General features: G+C 76.3%; 7 protein-coding genes. 1 reads left to right on the top strand and 6 read right to left on the bottom strand.

What is annotated here, in order from left to right; all coding sequences use genetic code 11:
* The first annotated feature begins 341 nt into the window (after positions 1 to 341).
* A complete protein-coding gene (locus ACIA5A_RS07905; protein WP_396757792.1) occupies positions 342 to 3,152 on the top strand; it encodes an AAA family ATPase in 2,811 nt (936 codons plus the stop codon).
* A gap of 94 nt (positions 3,153 to 3,246) precedes the next feature.
* Here ACIA5A_RS07905 and ACIA5A_RS07900 read toward each other — a convergent pair whose 3' ends face one another.
* From ACIA5A_RS07900 to ACIA5A_RS07875, 6 genes are all read right to left on the bottom strand, one after another.
* Positions 3,247 to 4,599, bottom strand: a complete 1,353-nt coding sequence (locus tag ACIA5A_RS07900) for a glycosyltransferase (protein ID WP_396757789.1) — start codon at positions 4,597 to 4,599, stop codon at positions 3,247 to 3,249.
* Between the two features lie 12 nt (positions 4,600 to 4,611).
* Positions 4,612 to 5,448 carry an ABC transporter permease gene (locus tag ACIA5A_RS07895; protein ID WP_396757786.1) on the bottom strand — a complete coding sequence of 279 codons (837 nt, stop codon included), beginning with the start codon at positions 5,446 to 5,448 and terminating at the stop codon, positions 4,612 to 4,614.
* Entirely contained in the window at positions 5,445 to 6,470 is a 1,026-nt protein-coding gene (locus tag ACIA5A_RS07890; RefSeq protein ID WP_396757783.1) for an ABC transporter ATP-binding protein, read from the bottom strand. Before ACIA5A_RS07890 ends, ACIA5A_RS07895 begins: the two co-directional genes overlap by 4 nt.
* Before the next feature lie 84 nt (positions 6,471 to 6,554).
* Complete coding sequence (locus ACIA5A_RS07885) at positions 6,555 to 12,155, bottom strand: beta-ketoacyl synthase N-terminal-like domain-containing protein (protein ID WP_396757780.1); 5,601 nt, start codon at positions 12,153 to 12,155, stop codon at positions 6,555 to 6,557.
* Between the two features lie 25 nt (positions 12,156 to 12,180).
* Positions 12,181 to 21,534: a type I polyketide synthase gene (locus tag ACIA5A_RS07880; protein ID WP_396757777.1), complete on the bottom strand. Its 9,354-nt coding sequence runs from the start codon at positions 21,532 to 21,534 to the stop codon at positions 12,181 to 12,183.
* A 44-nt stretch (positions 21,535 to 21,578) separates the two neighbouring features.
* Positions 21,579 to 26,552: a type I polyketide synthase gene (locus tag ACIA5A_RS07875; RefSeq protein WP_396757774.1), complete on the bottom strand. Its 4,974-nt coding sequence runs from the start codon at positions 26,550 to 26,552 to the stop codon at positions 21,579 to 21,581.

The following is a 26,552-nucleotide window of genomic DNA, read 5'->3' as shown; positions in this document are numbered from 1 at the left end:
GACCGTCATCCGGTCTGGCGACCACCCCCCTTCCGGACTACCACGCAACCCCTAACGGCCGGTCGGCACCGCAGGTTTACCGCCGAAACCGTGGGGTCCCGGGACCGTTGTCGCACGCCAGAGCCGGTGCCAGACTCGCTTGCAGCCGGAACGTCTGTCTGACGACACGCTCCGGTGGGGAGGATTCCGAGTCCACCCGGCCGGCGGCCCGGCGCGCACCACCCCTGTCCCGCGACCGGGACGGGTGCGGTGGAGGGGCCGCCCACGGCACCGGGCGGAGCGGCCTGCCGGCGACGGTGACCCCGTCGCGGCGCCGTCGACGAGAAGGGCTGACAGGACACGTGCTGGTACAGCGAGAGGAACAGCTCACCCTGCTGCGCGAGACCTTCCAGAACTGCGAACGGCAGCGGAAGGGACACGTCTCGCTCGTCACCGGTGCGGTGGGCAGCGGCAAGACGAGCGTGCTGGAGTCGTTCGGCGACTGGGCGGCCACGGCCGGCGGCCGGGTGCTCAGCGCGACCGCGTCGCGCACCGAACGCGGACTGCACCTGGGGGTGCTGGGTCAGCTCCTGCAGGGGGCACGGCTCGACCCGGAGAGCGGGGTGCGGGTGGAGAACCTGCTGCGCCACTCCCCGACCGCCCCGCCGGAGGTCGGGCGCGACGGCGGCGAGGACCCCGCCGACCAGGTGTGGGCGCCGGTGCTGCACGGCCTGTTCAGCACGCTGCTCGACCTCGCCGAGTCGGACCCGCTCGTGCTGACCGTGGACGACGTGCACCACGCCGACCCGGCGTCGCTGCACTGCCTGCTCTACGTCGCCCGCCGGCTGCGGCACACCCCGATCATGGTGGTGCTGGCCGAGGCCCGCACGTTGCGCCCGTCGCACCCGCACTTCCGGGCCGAACTGTTCAGCCAGCCCCACTTCACCCGGATCACCCTGCCGCCGCTCACCGTCGACGCGATCGCCCGGCTGGTCGACGACGACGTCGAGCCGGCGGCCCGCGAGGCCGCCGAACGCTGCCTGCGGATGACCGGCGGCAACCCGCTGCTCACCCGGGCGCTCATCGAGGAACGGCCCGGGTCGGCGACCGACGAGGAACCGACCGCGGACGCCTCCCTCGGCGACGCGTTCGACCAGGCGGTGCTCGGCTGCCTGTACCGGCACGAGCCGGGCGTGCGCCGGGTGGCGCAGGCGATGGCGGTGCTGGACCGCCCCGGCGGCCCGGCGGACCTGCTCGGCCACCTGCTCGACGTGGTGCCGGAGTCGGTCACCCCGATGGTCAGCATGCTGCGCACCACCGGCCTGCTGGACCAGGACCGGCTGCGGCACCCCCGGATCCGGCGGTCCATCCTGGCCGACATGTCCGTCGACGAACGACGCGGCCTGCACCAGCGCGCCGCCGAGGTGCTGCACGAGCACGGCGTCGAGCCGGGCGGCGTCGCCGAGCACCTGGTCGCCGCCGGCTGGGCGGAGGCCGGATGGACGGTGCCCGTGCTGCACGACGCCGCCGCCCAGGCGCTCGCCGCCGGCCGACCCGACGTGGCCGCCGGCTGCCTGCGCCTCGTCGGACGCGCCGAGGTGGACGACAACCAGCGGGTCGCCATCACCGCCATGCAGGTCCGCGCCCGCTGGCAGATCAACCCGCTGGCCGTCGCCGGTCAGCTCGACCAGCTCGTCGACACCGCCCGGACGGGCGGCTGGCCGGCGGACGCCGCCCTGTCCGCCGTGCCCTACCTGCTGTGGCAGGGACGTGCCGAGGAGGCCGACGAGGCGATCGCCGGCTGCGCCGGCGACGACGAGCAGCCCCACGCCGCCGGCCGCCGGCGGACCATGCACCTGCTGCTGGGGCTCTCCCACCCGGAGCACCTGGCCGCCGCACGGGAGGCGGCCGGCGTGCCACGGACCGCGCTGCTGGCCGGCGGTTCCTCACCCGCGCAGGCGCTGGGCCTGGTCGGCGCGGCGCTGACGCCGACCGGCGACCACGACACGGTGGCCGCCGCCGAGCACCTGTTGCACCGCCACCACTCCGACGACGGCATGCTCCCGCTGCTGACCGCGCCGCTGCTGGCGCTGCTCTGGTCCGGCCGCGCCGACCGGGTGGCCGCCTGGACCGCGGCGCTGCTGGAGCGCCCCGCCGTGCGGCACGCCCCGATCTGGCGGGCCGTGCTGCGGGCGCTGCGCGCCGAGGCGGCGCTGCGGCTGGGCGACCTGACCGTGGCCGACCAGCAGGCCCGGGCCGCGCTCGACGACCTGCCGGTGGCCGCCTGGGGAGTCGCCGCGGCGGGTCCGCTGGCCACGCTCATCGCCTGCGCCACCGAGTCCGGGCGGCACGCCGAGGCGGATCGCTGGCTGGCGCAGAGCGTGCCGGCCGGCGCCCTCCGTACGCCGCTCGGCCTGCACTACCTGGCCGCCCGGGCCCGCCACCACCTGGCGCTCGGGCGGGCCCACGCGGCCACCACCGACCTGCGCCGGTGCGGCGAACTCATGCGCGCCTGGGGCGTGGACGTGGCCGGGCTGGTGCCCTGGCGGTTGGAGCTGGCCCGGGTGCAGTTCGCGGTGGGCAACAAGGCGCACGCCACCCAACTGCTGCAGGAGCAGTTGCGGGTGCCGCACGGGGTGGACGACCGCACCCGGGGCCGGGCGCTGCGGCTGCTCGCCGGCACCACCGCGCCGGACCACCGACGCAAGCTGCTCTCCGAGGCGGTCAACCTGTTGCAGGGCTGCGGGGACCGGCTCGAACTGGTCCGGGCGCTCGGCGACACCGGGCAGACGTTGCAGCGGGCGGGCGACTCGGCGCAGGCGCGGCTGCTGGTCCGCCGCGCGTACCAACTGGCCCAGGACTGCGGCGCCTCGGTGCTGGCGCAGCGGCTGGTCCGGCGCGAGCCGGGCGGCGTGCCGACGGGCCCGCCGGCCGAGGCGCCGGAGCCGGAGGACGGGCTCAGCGAGGCCGAACGCCGGGTGGCGGCGCTCGCCGCGCAGGGCCACACCAACCGGCAGATCTCCAGCAAGCTGTTCATCACGGTGAGCACCGTGGAGCAGCACCTGACCCGGGTCTACCGCAAGCTCGACGTCAAGCGCCGCTCGGACCTGCCGGCTCGCCTGGTGGCGTTCGCCGAGCCGCTGGGCGAGGAGATCCAGACCGCCGCCTCCTGACCCGCCGTCGATGTAAGGCGGGGCCCCTTGTTAACGCCGGGTGTTAACAAGGGGCCCCGCCTTTACCGAATGCGTTAAGAAGGGGCCCTTCCTTCTAGCTCAGCAAGAGGTCGGCGGCGGCGGTCACCCCGCCGGCGCGGCGCAGGCAGTCGCGCCAGCGGGCGGCACGGTCGCGGAACGACGGCTCGCCCAGCAACCGGCGCAGCTTGCCGACGACGTCGTCGACGTCGAGCGGATCCTCGTGCTCGACCGCCAGCGCCACGCCGGCGTCGACCACCCGCACCGCGCCGTCGTAGCAGTCGAACCAGAACGGCATCACCAGCTGCGGCACCCCGAACCAGGCCGCCTCGTGGATCGCGTTCGCGGCGGCGTGGTTGAAGAAGACCCGCACGTGCGGGTGGGCCAGCACCTCCACCTGCGACGGCAACCACGACTCGATGCGCAGGTTGGCCGGCAGCTCGTCGGGCGGCGGCAGCAACCCGTGCCGGGCGGCGGGCAGCTTCCACAACACCTGGTGCTCCGGCCCGAGCCGGGCGGCCACCTCGACAAGCGCGGCCACCTGCGCGGCGGTCGGGCGCATGATGGTGCCGAAGCCGACGTAGACCACCGACTCGTGGGCGTCGAGCCAGGCACGCAGGTCGGCGCCGTCCGGGCTCGGCACGATCTCCCGGGGCACCATCGAGCCGACCATGCGCAGCTTCGCCGGCGCGGTGTCGAACGGGTACTCCAGCCCGAACACGGTGTAGGCGAGCAACGCCTCCGCCGCCTCCGCGTACTGCGAGGGGCGCAGCTCGACGTTGCTGATGCCGGCGTCCGCGCGCCGCGCGGCCGCGGCGGTGCTGCGCGCCAGCCGCTCCGGCTCGGTGAGCGTGGCCACCAGCGCGGCGCGGTAGCGGTCGTTCGCCGCCCGCTGGCTGGGGTTCATCGCCAGCGGCAGCCCGGACAACGACATCGGGTACGCGGGCGGCAGGCTGTCCTGGAGGAAGTTCGACGGTGGCACCGTGACGCTGATGACGAACGGCACCCCGCGGGTGGTGGCCGCGTCCAGGCCGAACGAGGCGAACGAGTCCACCACCGCCCGCGTCGGCCGCACCTCGTCGATGACCGCCAGGCAGCGCTCGTACAGCTCGTGCAGATGGTCGAAGTCGGTGGAGGCGTCGACGTAGCTGGCGAAGTTCACCACCCGGGAACCGGTGGACATCCGGCGGTGCGTCTCGTCGTCCCAGTGCTCCGGGCGGACCTCCACCCGGGGTGGGCCGAGCGAGACGAAGCGCACGTCACCGTCGCCGGGCAGCGCCTCGATCTCGGCCCGCCGCTCGTCGGTGCAGGCGAACCGGACCGGTCGGGCGGCCCGGCGCTTCAGCTCACCGGCCAGCGTCAGCAGCGGGTTGAACAGCCCGGCGCTGCCGGAGCTGACCAGCAGCAGCGGTCCGTCGTCGGGGTTCATCGCGGCCGACCCCTAGTCCATCGCCCGGCGCATGAAGCCGCGGATGCCGACGGCGGTGAAGACCACGAACACCCCGGCGAGCACCACCAGGTCCAGCCAGAGCGGCACCGACTGGACGCCGGGCGGCGCGACGAGCGACCGGGTGGCCTCGCTGACGTAGGTGAGCGGGTTGATCGCGCAGACGACCTGGAACCAGGGCAGCGCGTCCAGCGCCCGCAGCGGGAACTGGGTGGCGCCGGTGAACATCAGCGGGGTCAGCGTGACCGTGAACATGATCTGGATCCGGTGCGGCGGGACAAGCGTGCCGAACGTCAGGCCCAGGGCGGCGCCGACCATCGCGCCGGCGGCCAGCACGCCGATCACCGGCAGCAGCGTGGACAGCGGCCAGGTGACGCCGAGGATCAGCATGCCGACCGGGATGAGCACCAGCCCGGCGACCAGGCCCCGGATCGCCCCGAAGACGATCTTCTCGAACGCGACGAGCGGGATAGCCATCGGCGACAGCAGCCGGTCCTCGATCTCCCGGGTGAAGGAGAAGTCCATCACCATCGGCAGCGCGGTGTTCTCCAGGCCGATCAGGAACGCGTTGAGCGCGATGACGCCGGGCAGCAGCACGTTGGCGAAGTCGTCGCTGGCGTAGCCGAGGTCCTTGAGCACCTTGCCGAAGATCAACAGCATGAACAGCGGCTGGAGGAAGACCTGGGCGAGGAACCCGCCCAGCTCCCGGCTGGTGACGAACACGTCGCGCCACAGCACCGCGCGGAACGTGGTGAGCTGGTCGCGCAGGCGTACCGGCGGGGGTGCGGTGACGGCCGGCGACGCCGGCGCGACGGGGGCGGTGACGGTCACCGAAGGTCCCTTCCGGTCAGGTGGATGAAGACGTCCTCCAGGCTGGGCTGGCCGACGCTGAGGTCGCGGACCTCGCAGCCGAGGTCGGTGAGGACCTTCAACGCCATCGGCACGGCGTTGGCCGGCGCGCCGGCGGTGTAGACCCGGAACGACAGCGGGGCGTCCGGATCCTCCGGCGTCGGCATCGGGGGCATGCCGGGGAACATCGGCAGCTCCGCCGCGCCGCCCGCGCGCAGCCGTTCGACGCGTTCCACGTCCGGCACGTCGGCGAGCGTGGCCTGCACCGCCTCGACCGGCGCGCCGGGCGCGACCACGAGCGTCAGCGTGCTGCTGCCGGGCAGCGTCCGGGTCAGCGCGGTCGGCGTGTCCAGGGTGAGCAGCTTGCCGTGGTCGACGATGCCGACCCGGTCGCAGAGCTTCTCCGCCTCCTCCATGTCGTGCGTGGTCACCACGACGGTGACCCCGGACGACTTCAGGTCGGCGATCCGCTCGTGCACGAACAGCCGGGACTGCGGGTCGAGACCGGCGGACGGCTCGTCGAGGAAGAGCACCCGGGGGGCGTGCATCAACGCCCGGGCGATCATGGTGCGCTGCGCCAGGCCGCCGGAGAGGAAGTCGGTGCGGGCCTTGGCGAAGTCCTTCAGGCCCATCTGTTCCAGCAGCTCGTCGGCGCGCCGGGCACGACGGGCCCGGGACACCCGGTGGTACGCGGAGTGGAACAGCAGGTTCTGCCGGACGGTCAGCGACCGGTCCAGGTTGACCCGCTGCGGCACCACCGCGAGCAGTTGCCGGGCCACGGCCGGCGCGCGGGACACGTCCGCGCCGCAGACCAGGGCGCGACCGGAGGTGGCCCGCACCCGGGTCGTCAGCACCCCGATCGTCGTGGTCTTGCCCGCGCCGTTCGGCCCGAGCAGACCGAAGACCTCGCCCGCGGCGACCGAGAAACTCAGTCCGTCCACCGCCGGCGGCATGTCGGGCCGGTATCTCTTGACCAGCCCGTCGACCACCACTGCCTCGTCCACGTCGTCATGCTCCCGTCCTGGTTCCTGGTAAGACAGTTGTCCGCCACCGCGATAGGGGGCGTTAGGGGCAGCCAAGGGGCGGCCTCACAGCCCGCGCTCCGCGAGCCACGCGTCGACCGTGGCCGCGAGTTCCGGGCCGCGTTCGCCGACCATGGTGAAGTGGTCACCGGCCGCGTCCCGCGTCTCGTGCGGGTACGGCCACACCGACTTCCACCCGTCGGGTTCCCCGGTCCACTCCCCCAGCGGCTCGCCGGCGCGTACGAGCAGCGTCGGCGCCGCCATCGACGTGGGCGTCCAGTCGAGGAACAGCGGCAGGTAGCCGGCCCACGCGGTGGCCCGGTGGTCGTCCATCGGGGTGTACGCGCTGTCCCGCTCGACCATCCCGTCGAGCAACTGCGACGTCCAACCGCCGAGCACCTCGCTGCCGGGCGGGTAGGTGTCCATCAGCACCACCGCGGCCGGCCCCCGGCCCTGCCGCTCCAGCTCGGCGGCGAGCAGGTTGGCCACCATCGCGCCGCCGGAGTGCCCGGCCAGCACGAAGTCGCCGGACCCGACCGCGCGCAGCACGGTGTCGGCGTGCACCCGCAGCAGCGCGTCGAGGTCGGCGGGCAGTTCCTCGCCGACGCCGAAGCCGGGGTTGGGCAGCGCCCAAACGTCGCGCCGGCCGCGCAGCCCGGCGGCGACCCGGGCGTACTCGTGCGCGCCGGAGAGCAGCGACATGGTGCAGCAGCAGACCACCGGCGTGACCGGCCCGTCGGCCAGCCGCATGATGCCGGCCGGCCGGGTCAGCTCCTCCGGGCCGGTGAAGCTGGGCCGGAACTGGGCCAGCTTCACCAGCAGCTCGGCGTAGCCGGCCGCGTCGGCGCGCGCCTTGGGCTGCCGGAACAACCCGCCGAGCAGGCCGCCCGCGCCGTCCGGGGAGCCCGCGTCGGCGGGCACGTCGGTGGCCCGCCCGCCGAGGACGGCGGCGAGCAGGTGCCCGGCCAGCGCGACCGGGGTGGGGTGGTCGAAGAGCAGGGTGGCGGACAGCTCGGCGCCGGTCTCCTGACGCAGCGCGTCGCGCAGCTCCAGCGCGGTGAGCGAGTCGAAGCCCAGCTCCAGGAAGTCCCGGTCCGGCTCGACCGCGCCCGGCCCGGCGTGCCCGAGGACGGTGGCCGCGTGCGCCCGGACCAGGTCCAGCAGGATCCGCTGCCGGTCACCGGTGGGCACGGCGGCCAGCCGGTCGCGCAGCGCGGTCGCCGGGTCGGAGCCGGACCCGCCGGCCGGGCCGGCCGGTTCGGTCGCGGCGGCGTCCGGCACGCCCCGCAGCAGCGGGGCCGGGCGGACCGCGGTGAACGCGGGCACGAACGCCGGCCAGTCGACGTCCGCGACGGCGACCTCGTCGTCGCCGGCGGCGACGGCCCGGTCGAGCGCGTCGAGAGCCACGTCCGGGTCCAGCGGGCGGATGCCCCGGCGGCGCAACTGCTCCGGGTCGGTGGCCTCGCCGTGCCACGGCGCCCAGGCCAGCACCGTGGCCGGCCGGCCGGTGGCGCGGCGGCCGGCGGCGAGGGCGGCCAGGCCGGCGCCGGTCGCGGCGGTGACCGCGACGCCGCCGCTGCCCCAGGTGGCGGCCGTGGAGACGAAGACCAGGAACTCGTCGACCGGGTGGTCGGCGCAGGCGGCGTCGAGCCGGGCCACCGCGGCCAGGTGCGCGTCGACGTCGGCGGCCAGGCGGTCCGGGTCGGCCGCCGCGACCGGCTCGCCGGCCCCGCCCGCGTCGACGACGTGCAGCACGGTACGCACCGGCGTGCCGGCCGCGGCCAGCCGCGCCAGCGCGGCGGGGAGCGCCTCCGTCCCCGGCACGGTGGTCACCTCGACGCCGTCCACGGTGGTCCGCTCGACGCCGTCCGCGAGGGCCGGCTCCGCGCCGGCCACCCTGGTCCGCTCGACGTCGTCCGCGAGGGCCGGCTCCGCGCCGTCCACGGTGGTCCGCTCGACGCCGCCCGCGGTGGTCGCCGCCGGAGCGTCTACGGTGTGCGCGACGTCGGGCCGGTCGACGGCGGTGGACGCCGACGGGCCGGCCAGCAGCAGGTGGGTCGCGCCCGACTCGGCGAGCCGGCGCAGCAGGTGCGGGCGGCGCACCGGGGCGTCGCCGTGCACCAGCACCGCGCCCGCCGGCCGCCACGGCTCCACGACGCCGGCGGGCGCGCGTTCCAGCCGGCGGGCGCGCAGCCCACCGGCGCGGAGCGCGAGCTGGTCCTCGACGCCGTCCCCGGCCACCACGCGGGCGAGCCGGACGGTGTCCGGGCCGGTCGGCGCGGCGGGCAGGTCCAGCAGGCCGCCCCAGAGCCGGGGGTGTTCCAGCGCCAGCACCCGGCCGAGTCCCCAGACGGTCGCGACCGCCGGATCGGGCGCCGGGTCGCCGACGTCGACCGCTACCGCGCCGCGGGTGACGCACCACAGCGGCGCGGTCACCCCGGCGTCGGTGAGCGCCCGCACCAGCGCGACGGTCCCGGCGAGGACGTGCGCGCCTGCGGTCGCGGCGGCCAGCAGCGAGACCACCCGGACCGGGGTGACCGTGTCGAGGCGGTCGCGCAGCGCGGCGCCCGGGTCGACGCCGGACGGCACGGGCACCGGCACCGGGTCCAGGCCCTCGGCGCGTACCGCGTCGGTGACGGTGACGAGCAGGTCGCCGGGTGGACCCACGATCAGGCACGGCCCGGCCGGCGCGACGCCGGCCGGCGGCTCGACCGGGGTCCAGCCGGTCCGGTAGCGCAACCCGTCCAGGGTGGTGGTCCGGCGGCGGCGGTCGCGGTAGCCGGTGAGCGCCGGCAGCAGGTCGCCGAGCGGGCCGGCGGCGTCGTCGCCGAGGCCGAGCAGGTCGGCCAGCGCGGCCGGGTCGCCGCGCTCGGCGGTGGACCAGAACTCGCCGTCCGCCGGGTCGGCGGGACGCGGAGACAGGTCGAGGCGGATCGGGTCGGGCCAGAACCGCTCGTGCTGGAACGCGTACGTGGGCAGGTCGACCCGGGTGGCGTCGGTGCCGGCGAACAGCGCGGGCCAGCGTACGGCGGCCCCGCGCAGGTCCACGGCGGCGAGCGCGGCGAGCAGGCCGGCCGGTTCGGACAGCTCGCGCCGGGCGGCCGCCACGAACGCGGCCGGCTCGGCGTCGGGCAGGCACTCGCGGGCCAGCGCGGTCAGCGCGGCGTCCGGGCCGAGGTCCAGGAAGGTGCCGGTCCCGGCGGCGGCGAGCGTGGCCACCGCCGACGAGAAGCGCACCGTGTCGCGCACGTGCTCGACCCAGTAGCCCGGGTCGGTGGCCTGCGCGTCGGTGAGCGGCTCGCCGGTGCGGTCGGAGACCAGCGGCACGCTCGGCGGCTGCCAGGTGAGTTTCTCCGCGACCACCCGGAACTCGGCGAGCATGTCGTCCATCCGCGCCGAGTGGAACGCGTGGCCGACCCGCAACCGGCGGGTCCGGCGGCCCTGCGCGGCGAGCCGTTCGCCGGCGGCGAGCACCGCGTCCTCGTCGCCGGAGAGCACCACCGACTCGGGGCCGTTCACCGCGGCCAGCGCGACCCGCGCGTCGAGCAGCGGCGCCACCTCGGCGGCGGAGGCACGGACCGCGAGCATCGCGCCGCCGGCCGGCAGCGCCTGCATGAGCCGGGCCCGCGCGGCCACCAGCGTGGCCGCGTCCGGCAGCGACAGCACGCCGGCGACGTGCGCGGCGGCCAGCTCGCCGACGGAGTGGCCGAGCAGGTGCGCCGGGCGCAGGCCGAGCGCGGTGACCAGCCGGTACGCGGCCACCTGGTAGGCGAAGAGCGCCGGCTGGGTCCACTCGGTGCGGTCCAGCAGCGCCGCCTCGCCGGTGTCCGGCGCGGCGAACGCCACCTCGCGCAGCGGGCGGCTCAGGTGCCTGTCGAGTTCGGCGGCCACCTCGTCGAACGCGGCGGCGAAGACCGGGAACCGGCGGTGCAGCTCGGCGCCCGCCCCGGGTCGCTGGGCGCCCTGCCCGGGGAAGAGGACGGCGAGCCTGCCGGCGGCGCGGGCCACGCCGCGGACCACGCCGGGGGCGGGCCGGTCCTCCGCGACCGCCCGCAGTCCGGCGACGAGCGCGGCCGGGTCGTCGCCGGTGACCGCGGCCCGGTGCGGCAGCGCGGCCCGCGTGGTGAGCAGCGCGTACGCCACGTCGGCCGGGCGCAGGTCGGGACGGGCGGTGACGTGGTCCAGCAGCCGGCGGGCCTGCCCGGCGAGCGCCGCTCCGGAACGGGCGGACACCACCCACGGCGCCGGCGGGGCGGGCGGTCCGGCCGGCGGGGTCGGCGGGTCCTCGACCTGTTCGACGACGGCGTGGGCGTTGGTGCCGCTGACGCCGAACGCGGAGACGCCGGCCCGGCGGGGGCGGCCGGTCGCCGGCCACTGCCGGGCCTCGGTCAGCAGCTCCACCGCGCCGGCCGACCAGTCGACGTGCGGGGTGGGCCGGTCGACGTGCAGCGTGGCCGGGAGCCGGCCGTGCCGCATGGCGAGCACCATCTTGATGATCCCGGCGACGCCGGCGGCGGCCTGGGTGTGGCCGATGTTCGACTTGACGGAGCCGAGCAGCAGCGGCGTGGACCGGTCCTGCCCGTACGTGGCCAGCAGCGCCTGCGCCTCGATCGGGTCGCCCAGCGTGGTGCCGGTGCCGTGCGCCTCCACCGCGTCCACGTCGGCGGCGGTGAGCCCGGCGTTGGCCAGCGCGGCCCGGATCACCTTTCGCTGGGCGGGGCCGTTGGGCGCGGTGAGGCCGCTGCTGGCGCCGTCCTGGTTGACCGCGGTGCCCCGAACCACGGCGAGCACCGGGTGGCCGTTGCGGCGGGCGTCGGAGAGCCGCTCGACGAGCAGCATGCCGACGCCCTCGGACCAGCCGGTGCCGTCGGCGGCGGCGGCGAACGACTTGCACCGGCCGTCGGTGGACAGGCCGCGCTGCCGGGAGAACTCCACGAAGACGGTGGGGGTGGCCATCACGGACACGCCGCCGGCCAGCGCCAGCGTGCACTCCCCCAGCCGCAGCGCCTGACACGCCAGGTGCAGCGCGACGAGCGACGACGAGCAGGCGGTGTCCACGGTGACCGCCGGACCCTCCAGGCCCAGCGCGTACGCGATCCGGCCGCTGGCCACCGCCGCCGCGCTGCCGGTGCCGAGGTAGCCCTCGACGCCGCCGCCGACGCCGGTGAGCAGCGCCGCGTAGTCGCCCTGGCTGCTGGTGGCCGCGTAGACGCCGGTGGGCGCGCCGCGCAGCGCGGTGGGGTCGACGCCGGCGGACTCGAACGCCTCCCACGCGGTCTCCAGCAGCAGCCGCTGCTGCGGGTCCATGGCGAGGGCCTCACGCGGGCTGATGCCGAAGAACGCCGGGTCGAAGTCGCCGGCCTCGGGCAGGAAGCCGCCGTCGCGGACGTAGGAGGTGCCCCGGCTGGCCGGGTCGGTGTCGTAGAGCGCGTCGAGGTCCCAGCCCCGGTCGGCGGGGAACGGCGCCATCGCGTCGCGGCCGGCGTCGACCAGCTCCCAGAGCTGCTCGGGCGAGCGCACCCCGCCGGGGAGGCGGCAGCTCATCCCGATGATCGCCACCGGTTCGGTGAGCCGGTCGGCGAGCTGCTGGTTCTGCTGCTTGAGTTTCTGGTTGTCCAGCAGCGACGCGCGCAGCGCGCCGACCACCTCGTCCAGCGAGACGCTCATCGGGCCCTCCCTGCGGCCGGCCGGGTCACGAGTCGGATCCTTCGAGCGCCATCCGGACCAGCCCGGCGACATCGAGGTCGTGGATCTCGGCCGCCGGCACGTCCGGGGCCGGGCCGGTGGCCGGCGCGGCGGTGTCGTGGCCGAGCCGCAGCAGCTCGTCGAGCAGGCCGGCCTGGCGCAGCCGGTCCAGCGGGATGGCCGCGAGCACCCGCCGGACCGTCTCCTCGTCGGCGCCGCCGGCCGGTTCGCCGCCGCCGGGGAACAGCTCGTCGTCGAGGTACGCGGCCAGCCCGGCCGGGGTCGGGTAGTCGAACACCACAGTGGTGGGCAGTTCCCGCCCGGTCGCGGCGGTGAGCAGGTTGCGCAGCTCCACCGCGGTCAGCGAGTCGAACCCGAGGTCGAGGAAGCCGCGTTCCGGCTCGACCGCGTCGACCGAGGGGTGGCCGAGCACCTTCGCCGCGTCGGTGCGGACCAGGTCCAGCAGCGCGTCGCGGCGGTCGTCGGCGGGCAACGCGCGCAGCTCGGCGAGCCGGTCCCGGCCCTCCGTCCCGGTGGCCGCCGGTTCGGCGGCGGCGGTGGCGAGCGCCCGTACCGCAGGCAGGTCGGCCAGCAGCGGGCTGGGCCGCAGCGAGGTGAACAGCGGATGGAACGTGGCCCAGTCGACGTCGGCGACGGTGACGCAGGTGTCGCCGGCGGCGAGCGCGTGCCGCAGCCCGGCCATCGCCGGCTCGGGCGGCAGCACCCGCAGCCCGCGCCGGCGCAGTTGCTCCGGCGCGTCGTCGTCGAACATGCCGGACTCGGTCCACGGCCCCCAGGCCACCGACGTGGCGGGCAGCCCGCGGGCCCGCCGCCGCTCGGCGAACGCGTCGAGCGCGGCGTTGCCGGCCGCGTACCCGCCCTGCCCACCGCTGCCCCAGGTGGCGGCGATCGAGGAGAAGAGCACGAACGCGTCCAGGTCGACGCCGTCGAGCAGCTCGTCGAGCAGTTCCGCGCCGGCCAGTTTCGGGCCGACGACGTACGCCAGGTCCTCCAGCGTGGTCTCGGCGAGCGGCACCACCTCGCTGACCCCTGCGGCGTGCACCACCGCGCGCAGCGGCGGCCCGTCGGACCGCAGCTCGGTGACCAGCGCGGCCATGGCCGTCCGGTCGGCGGCGTCGGCGCGGGCCACCCGGCAGTCGACGCCCGAGGCGGCCAGCTCGGCCAGCAACGCGTCCGCGCCCGGCGTGTCGGCGCCGCGCCGGCTGGTCAGCACGATCCGTTCCGCGCCGGCCCCGGCTACCCAGCGGGCCACGTGCCCGCCGAGCGCCCCGGTGCCGCCGGTGATCAGGACGGTGCCGCGCGGCTGCCACGGCGTCGGGTCACCGTCGGTGGGCGCGGTGGCCAGCCGCCGGGCGTACGTCCCGTCGGCGCGCACCGCGAGCTGGTCCTCGGCGGTGGTGGTCAGCAGCGCGGCGAGCCGGCGGGCGGTGTCGTCGCCGACGGTGGCGGGCAGGTCGACCAGGCCGGCCCAGCGGGCGGGCTGTTCCAGCGCGGCGACCCGGCCGAGGCCCCACAGCGCCGCCCGGCGCGGGCTGGGCGGGGCGTCGCCGACACCGACCGCGCCCCGGGTGGCGCACCACAGCCGGGCCGGCGCGTCCAGGTCGGTGAGCGCCTGGAGCAGCCCGACGGTGGCGGCCAGGCCGCGCGGCAGCGTCGGGTGCTCGGCGTGCGGCGCCTCGTCCAGGCCGAGCAGGGACAGGATGCTCACCGGCCCGTCGGCGGTGGCGGCGGCGACCAGGTCGGCCAGCCGGGCGGCAAGCGTGTCGGCGTCGGCGGCGGTGTCCACCGCCTCGGTGGTGACCGCCGCGCCGAACGCGCCGGCCAGCGTGGCCAGGTCCGGCTCGGCGGCCCGGTCGGCGGGCAGCAGCACCAGCCAGCGGCCCGGCCCGTCCGGCGCGGACGCGCCGGTGGCGTCGACGGGCTCCCAGCGCACCCGGTAGCGGCTTCCGTCCACGATCGACCGTTCCCGGCCGCGTCGCCGCCACGCGGACAGCGCCGGCAGCACCGCGTCGAACGGCTGGTCCGGGGCCACGTCCAGCTCGGTGAGCAGGCCGTCCAGGTCCTCGGCGTCGACGGCCGCCCAGAACCGGCGTTCCACGGCGGTGTCCTCGGCCGGCGGCGCGGTCAGCCAGGCCGGCGGCTGCGGCCAGTAACGCTGCCTGTCGAACACGTGGGTGGGCAGGTCGGCCGGCTGCGGGTCGGCGTCGGCGTGGAGCGCGGGCCAGTCCACGGCCACGCCGTGCACGTGCAGCGCGGCCACCGCGCGCAGCAGGGTGAGCGGTTCCGGCCGGTCCCGGCGCAGCGTGGGCAGCACCGGTGGGACCGGACCGTGGGCGGCCAGCACGCCCTGGGCCGCCGCGGTGAGCACCGCGTCCGGGCCGACCTCGAGGTACGCGGTGCAGCCGTGCTCGCGCAGCGCGGCGACCGCGTCGGCGAAGCGTACGGTGTCGCGGGCGTGCCGAGCCCAGTAGCCGGGCGCGCCGATGCCCGCCGCGTCGACGGGCGCGCCGGTGACCGTGGAGATCAGCGGCACGGTCGGCGGGTGGTGCGGCAGCCGGGCGGCGAGCGCGGCCAGCTCGTCGAGCACCGGGTCCATCAGCGGGCTGTGGAACGCGTGGCTGACGGTGAGCCGTCGGGTGCGTACCCCCCGGGCGGTCCAGTCGGCGGCGGCGGCGTCCACGGCGTCGGTGGAACCGGCGACCACGACGGCGGCCGGGCCGTTGACGGCCGCGACGGCGAGCCCGTCACCGAGCGTGGCGCGGACGTCGTCCTCGCTCGCGGCGACCGCGAGCATCGCGCCGCCGTCGGGCAGCGCCTGCATGAGCCGGCCACGGGTGGCGACCAGCTCGGCGGCGTCGGCCAGGGTGAGCACGCCGGCGGCGTGGGCGGCGGCGAACTCGCCGATGGAGTGCCCGGCCACCGCGTCGGGGCGCAGGCCCCACGCGGTGAGCAGCCGGAACAGCGCCACCTCGACGGCGAACAGCGCCGGCTGGGTGAACTCGGTGCGGTCCAGCAGCGCCGCGGTGTCGCTGCCGGGGTCGGCGTCGAGCAACGGGCGCAGCGGCCGGGACAGGTGCCTGTCGAGCGCCGCGCACGCCTCGGTGAGCGCGTCGGCGAACACCGGGTACGCGGCGGCCAGCTCGCGGCCCATGCCGGGCCGTTGCGCGCCCTGCCCGGAGAACAGGTAGGCCACCCGGGGCCGGCCGGTCACCGCGCCGGTGACAAGCGCGGGCGAGTCGTCGCCGGTGGCGAGCGCGCGGAGTCCGGCGCGCAGCGCCCGCCGGTCGGTGGCGAGCACGACAGCGCGGTGGTCCAGCGCGGCGCGGGCCACCGCCGAGGACCAGCCGACGTCGACGAGCGGCGGCGCGGTCGGCCCGGCGAGCCGGTCGGCCCACGGCGTGGCCTGGGCGGTCAGCGAGTCGGCGGTACGGGCGGACAGCAGCACCGGCACCACGGGCGGCTCGGCCGGCTGACCGGCCGGCACCGGCGGCTCGGGGGCCTGCTCCAGGATGGTGTGGGCGTTGGTGCCGCTGATCCCGAACGAGGAGACGGCGGCGCGGCGCGGCCGGCCGGTCAGCGGCCACGGCCGCCCCTCGGTGAGCAGGTCCACCGAGCCTGTCGTCCAGTCCACCTGGTCGCTGGGCGCGTCGACGTGCAGGGTCGGCGGCAGGTAGCCGTGGCGCAGCGCGAGGATCATCTTGATCACCCCGGCGACGCCGGCGGCGGCCTGGGTGTGGCCGATGTTCGACTTGACCGAGCCGAGCAGCAGTGGGCGGTCGTCCGGCCGGCCCTGCCCGTACGTGGCGAGCAGCGCCTGCGCCTCGATCGGGTCACCGAGCCGGGTGCCGGTGCCGTGCGCCTCGACCGCGTCCACGTCGCCCGGGTCGAGCCGGGCGTTGGCCAGCGCCGCGCGGATGACCCGCTGCTGGGCCGGCCCGTTGGGCGCGGTGAGCCCGTTGGACGCGCCGTCCTGGTTGACCGCGCTGCCCCGCACCACGGCGAGCACCGGGTGGCCGTTGCGGCGGGCGTCGGAGAGCCGCTCGACCAGCAGCACGCCGACGCCCTCGCCCCAACTGGTGCCGTCGGCGCCGGCCGCGAACGCCTTGACCCGACTGTCCGGGGACAGGCCGCGTTGCCGGCTGAAGCCGACGAACACGCCGGGGGTGGCCATCACGGTGACGCCGGCGACAAGCGCCAGGGAGCATTCGGCGGCGCGCAGCGCCTGGCCGGCCCAGTGCAGCGCGACGAGCGACGACGAGCAGGCGGTGTCGACGGAGACGGCCGGCCCTTCCAGCCCGAGCGTGTAGGACACCCGCCCGGACAGCACGCTGCCGGCGTTGCCGGTCATCAGGTGCCCCTCGGCGCCCTCGGCGGTGAGCATGAGGTTGCGGTAGTCCTGGTAGTTGGTGCCGACGAAGACGCCGGTGGGGGTGCCGCGCAGCGTCCGGGGGTCGATGCCGGCGCGTTCGATCGCCTCCCAGGACGTCTCCAGCAGCAGCCGCTGCTGCGGGTCCATGGCGAGCGCCTCGCGGGGGCTGATGCCGAAGAAGCCGGGGTCGAAGTCGGCGACGTCGGGCAGGAAGCCGCCCTGGCGGGCGTAGCTGGTGCCCTCGACGGCGGGGTCGGTGTCGAAGAGCCGGTCGAGGTCCCAGCCCCGGTCGGTGGGGAAGTCACCGATGGCGTCGCCGCCGGCGGCGAGCAGTTGCCACAGCCGTTCCGGGTCGTCCGCGCCGCCGGGGAAGCGGCAGCTCATCGCCACCACGGCCAGCGGCTCGTCGGGGGTGGCCACGGCGGCCGGCGAGTCGACCGGCGCGCCGGCGCCGGTGAGCAGCTCGTCGAGGTGCCCGGCCAGCACCGCCGGGTTCGGGTAGTCGAACGCGAGCGTGGCGGGCAGCCGCAGCTCGGTGGCGGTGGCGAGCAGGTTGCGCAGGTCCACCGCGGTCAGCGAGTCGAGGCCGAGGTCGCGGAAGGGGCGGGTGACCGGCACGTCGTCGGCGGCGCCGTAGCCGAGCGCGGTGGCCGCGCACTGGCGGACCAGGTCGCGCAGCGTCTCGGTGCGTTCGGCGGCGGTCCGGCCGGCGAGCTGCCGGGCCAGCGCCGAGCCGGGCTGGTCGGCCAGGCCGGGCGCGGCAGGCGTCTCCGCCTCCGGGGGCCGCAGCGCGTCCCGGACCTCGGGCAGGTCGCCGAGCAGCGGGCTGGGCCGGACCAGCGCGAACGCGGGCGCGAAGCGGCTCCAGTCGACGTCGGCGACGACGGCTGTGGGTTCGTCGCGGCCCAGCGCCCGGGCCATCGCGGCGACTGCCGACTCCGGGTCCATGGCGACCATGCCGCCGCGCCGCAGCCGCTGCTGGGCGCGTTCGTTGTCGGCGGGCAGGCCGGCGCCGGCCCAGGCGCCCCAGGCCACGGAGAGCGCCGGCAACCCGGCGGCGCGGCGCCGGTGCGCGAGCGCGTCGAGGTGGGCGTTGGCCGCGCCGTACGCGCCCTGGCCGGCGTTGCCTGTGGTGCCGGCGACGGAGGAGAAGAGCACGAACGCGTCCAGCTCGTGGTCGCGGGTGAGCGCGTCGAGGTGGTCGGCGGCGGCGCTCTTGGGCGCGGCGACGGTGTGCAGGCGGGCCGGGGTGACGGTGTCCACGATACCGTCGTCGAGCACGGCGGCGGTGTGCAGCACGGCCCGCAGCGGCGCGTCGTCGGGCAGGTCGGCGAGCAGTGTGGCGAGTTGGTCCCGGTCGGTGACGTCGCAGCGGGCCACGGTGACGCGTACCCCGAGGTCGGTCAGCTCGGCGGCGAGGTCGCCAGCGCCGGGGGCGTCGGGGCCGCGACGGCTGGCCAGCAGGACGTGCCCGGCGCCGGCACGGGCGGCCCAGCGGGCCAGGTGCCCGCCGAGGCCGCCGGTGCCGCCGGTGATCAGCACGGTGTCGCGGAGCCGGACGGTGTCGTCGGCGAGGTCGGTGGTCCGGGTGAGCCGGCGGGCGTGGGCGCCGGTGTCGCGGACGGCGATCTGGTCCTCGGGCCCGTCGGCGCCGAGCACCGCGCCGAGCAGCGCGGCGCTGGTGGCGTCGAGCTGGTCGGGCAGGTCGACCAGGCCGCGCCAGCGGGCCGGGTGTTCCAGCGCGACGGCCCGGCCGAGGCCCCAGACGGCGGCGGCGGCCGGGTCGGGGGCGGGATCGGTGTCGCCGGTGGTGACGGCGCGGCGGGTGGCGCACCAGAGCGGCGCCTCGACGCCGAGCGCGCCGAGCGCCTGGACCAGGTGGGCGGTGCCGGTGACGCCGCGCGTGGTGGCCGGGTGTTCGGGGTGGGCCCGTCCGTCGAGGCCGAGCAGGGAGAGCACGGCGGCGGGTCCGCCGGCGGGCAGCGCGGCGCGCAGCCGGTCGGCGAGCGCGGCCGGGTCGCCGGTCGGGTCCACGGGCACGGGTACGGCGTCGGCGCCGACGTTGCCGAGCGCGCCGAGCACGCCGGCGACGAGCGGGTCGTCGGCCAGTTCGGCGGGTACGGGGACCAGCCAGGCGCCGGTGAGCCGGGTCAGCGGCAGGTCGGGCAGCGGCGTCCAGGTGACCCGGTAGTGCCAGCGGTCGGGGTCGGGCTCGCCGTCGCGCTCGGTGACGAAGCGCGGCGGGGCGGGCCAGTACCGCTGGTGGTCGAAGGCGTAGGTGGGCAGTGCGACGGTGTCCGTGCCGGTGAGCACGGTGCTCAGGTCGACGGGCAGGCCGATGGTGTGGGCGGTGGCCAGGTTGGTCAGCAGCCGGGTCGGGTCGTCCTCACCGCGGCGCAGCGTGGACAGCGTGTGCCCGGCGGTGCCGAGGTCGTCCAGGATCGCCGTCACCGGCATAGCCAGCACCGGATGCGGCGAGATCTCCACGAACGTCGTGTGTCCGGCCTCGACCGCGGCGCGCACGGCCGTGTCGAAGCGGACCGTCTGCCGCAGGTTGTCGTACCAGTAGTCCGCGGTCATCGTCACCGGGTCCACCCAGTCCCCGGTCAACGTCGACACCAGACGCGTGTGGCCCGGCTGTGGGGTGACACCGGCCAGGTCGGTGCGCAGTTGCTGCGCGACCTCCTCCACGGCGGCGGAGTGCGACGCGTAGTCCACCGGGATCAACCGGGCCCGGACGCCGTCGGCCTGACACGCCTCGACCAGATCGGCGACGGCCTGCGGCGGACCCGACACGACCACGGTCGCCGGACCGTTGACCGCCGCGACCCCCACACCGTCGAAGCCGCCCAGCCGGGCGGTCACCTCGTCGGCCGACAGGTCGACCGACGCCATCGTGCCGGTGCCGCGCAGCACCGACAGGGCACGCGACCGCAGGGCCACGGTCTTCGCGGCGTCGTCCAGGGACAGGATTCCGGCCACGCACGCGGCGCCGATCTCGCCCTGCGAGTGCCCGATCACCGCCTGCGGCGTGACGCCGACATGCCGCCACACCGCGGCCAGGGCGACACCCACGGCCCACAGGACCGGCTGCACCACCTCCACCCGCTCCAACCACGACTCGTCACCGCCGGTCAACACCGACACCAGATCCACATCGAGGAAAGGAGCCAACGCCACCTGGCACTCGGCCAACGCCGCGTCGAACGGCGCGCACCGACCCACCAGACCGGCAGCCATCCCCGCCGACTGCGCACCCTGACCCGGGAACACAAACACCGGGCCGGCGGGCCGCTCCGCCGTGCCGGTCACCACCGCCGGCGACGGCGTACCGGACGCGAGCGCGTCCAGGCCGGACAGCAACTCCTGCACCGACGACCCGAGCACGACGGCACGCCTGTCGAACGCCGACCGGGTGGTGGCCAGCGACCAGGCCACCGCCGCCGGGTCGGCCGGGTGCGCGCGCAGGTGCGCGGCCAGCCGGCCGGCCTGCCCGGCGAGCCCGCCCCGGGTCCGGGCGGAGACCGGCCAGGCGGTGACGTCGGCGGCGAGCAGCCCCGGGGCGGAGACGGCGGCGGTCGGCGCCTCCGGCGCCTGCTCCACGATGACGTGCGCGTTGGTGCCGGAGATGCCGAACGAGGACACCGCCGCCCGGCGGGGCCGGTCGCGCTCCGGCCACTGCCGCGCCGACGTCACCAGTTCCAGCGCGCCCGACGACCAGTCGATGTGCGGGGACGGCTCGTCCACGTGCAGCGTCGCCGGCACCAGCCCGTGCCGGAGGGCCAGCACCACCTTGATCACCCCGGCCACCCCGGCGGCGGCCTGGGCGTGGCCGATGTTCGACTTCACCGAGCCGAGCAGCGCCGGCCCGGCGTCACCCCGGTCCTGCCCGTACGTGGCCAGCAGCGCCTGCGCCTCGATCGGGTCGCCGAGGTTGGTGCCGGTGCCGTGCGCCTCGATCACGTCCACGTCGGCGGTGGCCAGCCGGGCCGCGGTGAGCGCCTGACTGATCACGCGCTGCTGGGCGGGACCGTTGGGGGCGGTCAGCCCGTTCGACGCGCCGTCCTGGTTGACCGCGCTGCCGCGCAGCACGGCGAGCACCGGATGCCCGTTGCGGCGGGCGTCGGAGAGGCGCTCCACCAGCAGCCACCCGACGCCCTCGGAGAACCCGGCGCCGTCGGCCGCGGCGGCGAAGGAGCGGCACCGCCCGTCCGGGGACAGCGCGCGTTGCCGGCTCGATCCGATGTAGAGGCCGGGGGTGGCCATCACGGTGACGCCGCCGGCGAGCGCCAGCTCGCACTCCCCCGCCCGCAGCGCCTGCGCGGCAAGGTGCAGCGCGACGAGCGAGGAGGAGCAGGCGGTGTCGATGGAGACGGCCGGGCCCTCCAGGCCGAGTGTGTACGACACCCGGCCGGAGGCGACCGCCGCCGCCCCGCCGGTCATCGAGTGGCCCTCGTCGCCGTCGGGCGACATCATCAGCAGCGTGCCGTAGTCCTGCCCGTTGGTGCCGACGAACACCCCGGTGCGGCTGCCGCGCAGCGAGGCGGGGTCGATGCCGGCGGACTCGACCGCCTCCCACGCGGTCTCCAGCAGCAGCCGCTGCTGCGGGTCCATGGTGAGCGCCTCGCGGGGGCTGATGCCGAAGAACGCGGCGTCGAAGTCCCCGGCCCCGTCCAGGAAGCCGCCCTCGCGGGCGTACGAGGTGCCGGGGTGGTCGGGGTCGGGGTGGTAGAGCCGGTCGAGGTCCCAGCCCCGGTCGTCGGGGAACGGGGCGACCGCGTCCCGGCCCTCGGTCAGCAACTCCCACAGGCCCTGCGGGTCGCGGACGCCGCCGGGCAGCCGGCAGCTCATCGCGACGATCGCCACCGGCTCCAGTTCCTGGGACTGGGCCTCGCTGAGCCGGCGGCGGGTGTCGTGCAGGTCCGCCATGACCCGCTTGAGGTAGTCGCGGAGCTTGTCTTCATTGGCCATCGGGAGCCGCTTCCTCGCAGGGGACGGGAGTGAGCCGGTGCGGGTCAGGACAGACCGAGGTCGCGGTCCACCATGGCGAACAGCTCGTCGTCGCTGGCGTCGCCGAGGTGACGGCCGAGGTCGTCGTCGCCGCCGCTGCCCTGGGCGAGCCGGGTGAGCATGGCCTGGAGTCGGACCGTGGCCCGGACCCGGGCGGCCTCGTCGCGGGCCACCACGTCGAGGCCGTCGGCGATCCGGTCGAGGTCGTCCAGCAGCGCGGTCGGGGTGACCACGTCGTCCTGGGCCACCTCGGCGTAGAGGTACTCGGCAAGCGTGGTCGGCGTCGGGTAGTCGAAGACCAGGGTGACCGGCAGCCCCACCCCGGTCGCCAGGCCGAGACGGTTGCGCAGCTCGACCGCGGTGACCGAGTCGAAGCCCAGCTCGCGGAACGCCCGGTGCTCGTCCACGGACTCCCCGGACGGGTAGTTGAGCACGGCCGCGACCTGGCCGCGGACCAGCGCGAGCAGCACCGCCATCCGGTCGCCGGCGGGCAGTCCGGCGAGCCGGTCGCGCAGCGACTCCGGGCCGTCGGGCACCTCGCCGACGGTGGTCCGCTCCGTCGTGCGCAGCCGGCGCACGTCGGGCAGGTCGCTGATCAGCGGCCCGGGGCGGGTGGCGGTGAACGCGACGGAGAACCGTTCCCAGGCGATGTCGGCGACGGTGAGGAACGCCTCGCCGTGGTCGACGGCCTGGTGCAGCGCGGCGATCGCGGCCTCCGGCGGCATCTCGGGTACGCCGTGCCGGTGCAGCAGTTCCCCGAACGGCCCGTCGGCCATGCCGCCCCCGGCCCAGGCACCCCAGGCGATGGACGTGCCGGGCAGGCCGAGCCCGCGCCGGTGCTGGGCGAGCGCGTCGAGGAACGCGTTGCTCGGCGCGTAGTTGCCGACGCCGGAGCTGCCCACCGAGCCGGCGAACGAGGAGAACAGCACGAACGCGCCGAGGTCCAGGTCGAGCGTCAGCTCGTGCAGGTGGTACGCGACGTCCACCTTGGCCGCGAGGACCCGTTCGATCTGGTCGATGCGCAGGTCGTTGATGAGGGCGTCGTCGAGCACCGCGCTGGCGTGCACCACGGCCCGCAGCGGCCGGTCGGCGGGGATACCGTCGATCAGCGCGGCCAGCGCGTCCCGGTCGGCGGCGTCGCAGGCGACCACGCTGGCGGTGACGCCGAGCGCGGTGAGGTCGGCGACGAGGTCGGCGGCGCCGGGGGCGCCCATGCCGCGCCGGCTGGCCACCACGATGTTCTCCACGCCGCTGCGGGCGAGCCAGCGGGCGGCGTGCCCGCCGAGCGCGCCGGTGCCGCCGGTGACGAGCGCGGTGCCGGAGGGCTGCCACGGGTGGGCGGGCCGGCTGTCGCCGAGCGGGACGCGGGTGAGCCGGCGGCCGAGCAGTCCGCCGGGGCGTACCGCGATCTGGTCCTCGTCGCCGGCGGCGGTGAGCGCCGCGACCAGCAGGCCGGCGCTGCGCTCGTCGACCGCCTCCGGCAGGTCGACGAGTCCGCCCCAGCGTTGCGGGTGTTCCAGCGCGGCGACGCGGCCGAAGCCCCAGACCATCGCCTGGCCCGGTGAGCGGAGCAGTTCGCCGCGGCCGACCGAGACGGCGCCGGAGGTGACCGCCCACATCGGGGCGGCCAGGCCGATGTCGCCGAGCGCCTGGACCAGCGCGACGGTGGCGGCGAACCCGCCGGGGACGGACGGGTGCACCGGGTGGACCAACTCGTCGAACGCGAGCAGGGACACCACGCCCGTCACCTCGGTGAGCGTGCCGTCCGCGTCGGTGGTGAGCGCCTCGCGCAGCAGCTTGCCGAGCAGGTCCCGGTCGACGTCGGTGGTGCTGACGGGCACCGGCACGACGGTGGCCCCGGCGGCGGTGACCGCGTCCACGCAGGCATCCTGCCAGGGCTCGACGATGTCGCCGGTGGGCAGCACGACGAGCCAGGTTCCGGCCATGCCCCGGTTGGTGATGCCGGTGAGCGGCTTCCAGGTGTCCTGGTAGCGCCAGCTGTCGATGTCGGACTGGCGGCGCTGCTGACGGCGCCAGCGGCGCAGCACCGGCAGCGCGGGGGTGAGCGCGTCGAGCGCGTGTTCGGCGGGGGTGTCGTCGTCGGCGAGCACGTCGGCGAGGCCGGGCAGGTCGCCACGTTCGACGGCCGTCCAGAAGCCGCTGTCGTCCGGGCCGTTCGGGTCGGCCGTCTGGTCGTCGCGCTCGGGGCCGCCGCTGCCGTCGAGCCAGAGCCGCTGGTGGTCGAAGGCGTAGGTGGGCAGTGCGACGGTGTCCGTGCCGGTGAGCACGGTGCTCAGGTCGACGGGCAGGCCGATGGTGTGGGCGGTGGCCAGGTTGGTCAGCAGCCGGGTCGGGTCGTCCTCACCGCGGCGCAGGGTCGACAGCGTGTGCCCGGCGGTGCCGAGGTCGTCCAGGATCGCCGTCACCGGCATAGCCAGCACCGGATGCGGCGAGATCTCCACGAACGTCGTGTGTCCGGCCTCGATCGCCGTGCGCACGGCGGTGTCGAAGCGCACCGTGCGGCGCAGGTTGTCGTACCAGTAGTCCGCCGTCATCGTCGCCGGGTCCACCCAGTCCCCGGTCAACGTCGACACCAGACGGGTATGACCGGGCTGTGGGGTGACGTCGGCCAGGTCGGTGCGCAACTGCTGCGCGACCTCCTCCACCGCCGCCGAGTGCGACGCGTAGTCGACCGGGATCAACCGGGCCCGGACGCCGTCGGCCTGACACGCGTCCACCAAGTTGGCGACGGCCTGTGGCGGACCCGAGACGACCACGGTCGCCGGGCCGTTGACCGCCGCGATCCCCACACCGTCGAAGCCGCCCAGCCGGGCGGTCACCTCGTCGGCCGACAGGTCGACCGACGCCATCGTGCCGGTACCACGCAGCACCGACAGGGCCCGCGACCGCAACGCCACCGTCTTCGCCGCGTCGTCCAGGGACAGGATCCCCGCCACGCACGCCGCGCCGATCTCGCCCTGCGAGTGACCGATCACCGCGTCGGGCGTCACGCCTGCCGCGCGCCAGAGGGCGGCGAGCGCGACGCCGACCGCCCACAGGACCGGCTGCACCACCTCGACGCGGTCCAGCCACGACTCGTCGTCGCCGGTCAGCACCGACACCAGGTCAACGTCCAGGTGGGGGGCCAGCGCCGCCTGGCAGTCGGCCAGCGCGGTGTCGAAGACCGGGCACCTGCCCACCAGGCCGGCGGCCATCCGAGCGGACTGGGCGCCCTGGCCGGGGAAGACGAAGACCGGGCCGGCGCCGGCCGCGGCCGCCGTACCGGTGACCAGGTTGCCGGCCGGCAGGCCGGCGGCGAGCGCGTCCAGGCCGGTCAGCAGCTCGGCGGGGTCCGCGCCGACGACGACGGCGCGCTGGTCGAGGGTGGACCGGGTGGTCGCCAGGGACCACGCCACCGCGGCCGGCTCGGCCGGGTGCGCGCGCAGGTGCGCGGCCAGCCGGGCGGCCTGCCCGGCGAGCGCCGCCCGGGTGCGGGCGGAGACCGCCCACGCGGTGGGGGCGGCGGCGAGCAGCCCGGCGCGGCGCGGCGCGGGGGCGTCGTCGGCGGGCGCCTCGGCCGGCTCGGCGGCGGACGGGCGGTACTCCTCGACGATCACGTGGGCGTTGGTGCCGCTCACCCCGAACGAGGAGACGCCGCCGCGACGGGGGCGGCCCAGCTCCGGCCACTGCCGGTTCTCGGTGATCAGCTCGACCGCGCCGGCGTCCCAGTCGACGTGCGGGGACGGCGCGTCCACGTGCAGGGTCGCCGGCAGCGTGCCGTGCCGCAGCGCCATCACCATCTTGACCAGCCCGGCCACGCCGGCGGCGCTCTGCGTGTGGCCGATGTTCGACTTCACCGAGCCCAGCCAGAGCGGACGGTCCGCGGGACGGTCCTGCCCGTACGTGGCCAGCAGCGCCTGCGCCTCGATCGGGTCGCCGAGCGTGGTGCCGGTGCCGTGCGCCTCCACCAGGTCGACGTCGGCCGCGCCGAGCCGGGCGTCGGCCAGGGCGGCCCGGATCACCCGCTGCTGGGACGGGCCGTTCGGGGCGGTGAGGCCGTTGGACGCGCCGTCCTGGTTGAGCGCGCTGCCCCGGATCACGGCGAGGATCGGGTGGCCGTTGCGTTCGGCGTCGGCGAGCCGCTCCACCACGACCACGCCGCCGCCCTCGCCCCAGCCGGTGCCGTCGGCGCCGGCCGCGAACGCGCGGCACCGCCCGTCGACGGACATGCCGCGCTGGCGGGAGAAGACGATGAACACGCCCGGGGTGGCCATCACCGTGACGCCACCGGCGACGGCCAGGTCGCACTCGCCGCGACGCAGCGCCTGCCCGGCCAGGTGCAGGGCGACGAGCGACGACGAGCAGGCGGTGTCGACGGTGACGGCGGGGCCGTTGAGGCCGAGCGTGAACGAGATCCGGCCGGAGGCGACGCTCGTGGTGTTGCCGGTGCCGAGGTACATGTCGACGCCGTCCGGCACGTACGGCAGGCCCATCCCGTAGTTGGAGGTGCTCAGCCCGACGAAGACGCCCGTGGAGCTGCCCCGCAGCGACAGCGGGTCGATGCCGGCCCGCTCGATCGCCTCCCAGGACGTCTCCAGCAGCAGCCGCTGCTGGGGGTCCATGGCGAGCGCCTCGCGGGGCGAGATGCCGAACAGGGCGGGGTCGAAGTCGCCGGCCCGGTCGAGGAACCCGCCGACCCGGGTGTAGCTCTTGCCGGGCTTGTCCGGGTCGGGGTCGTACAGCCCGTCGAGGTCCCAGCCCCGGTCGGCGGGGAACTCGGTGAGCGCGTCGCGCCCGTCGGCGACCAGCTCCCACAGCTCCTCCGGGGACCGGACGCCGCCGGGGAACCGGCAGCTCATCGACACGATGGCGAGCGGTTCGGTGTCCCGCGCCTCGACGGTCTGCAGCTTGCGCTTCGTGTCGTGCAGGTCGGCGGTCACCCGCTTGAGGAAGTACCGCAGCTTGTCGTCGTCGCTCAT

The sequence above is a fragment of the Micromonospora sp. NPDC051300 genome (assembly GCF_044455315.1).
In the GTDB taxonomy this organism is placed as follows: domain Bacteria; phylum Actinomycetota; class Actinomycetes; order Mycobacteriales; family Micromonosporaceae; genus Micromonospora; species Micromonospora robiginosa.
Note: the sequence above shows the minus strand (reverse complement) of the source record. Positions and strands in the feature narration are given on the sequence as shown.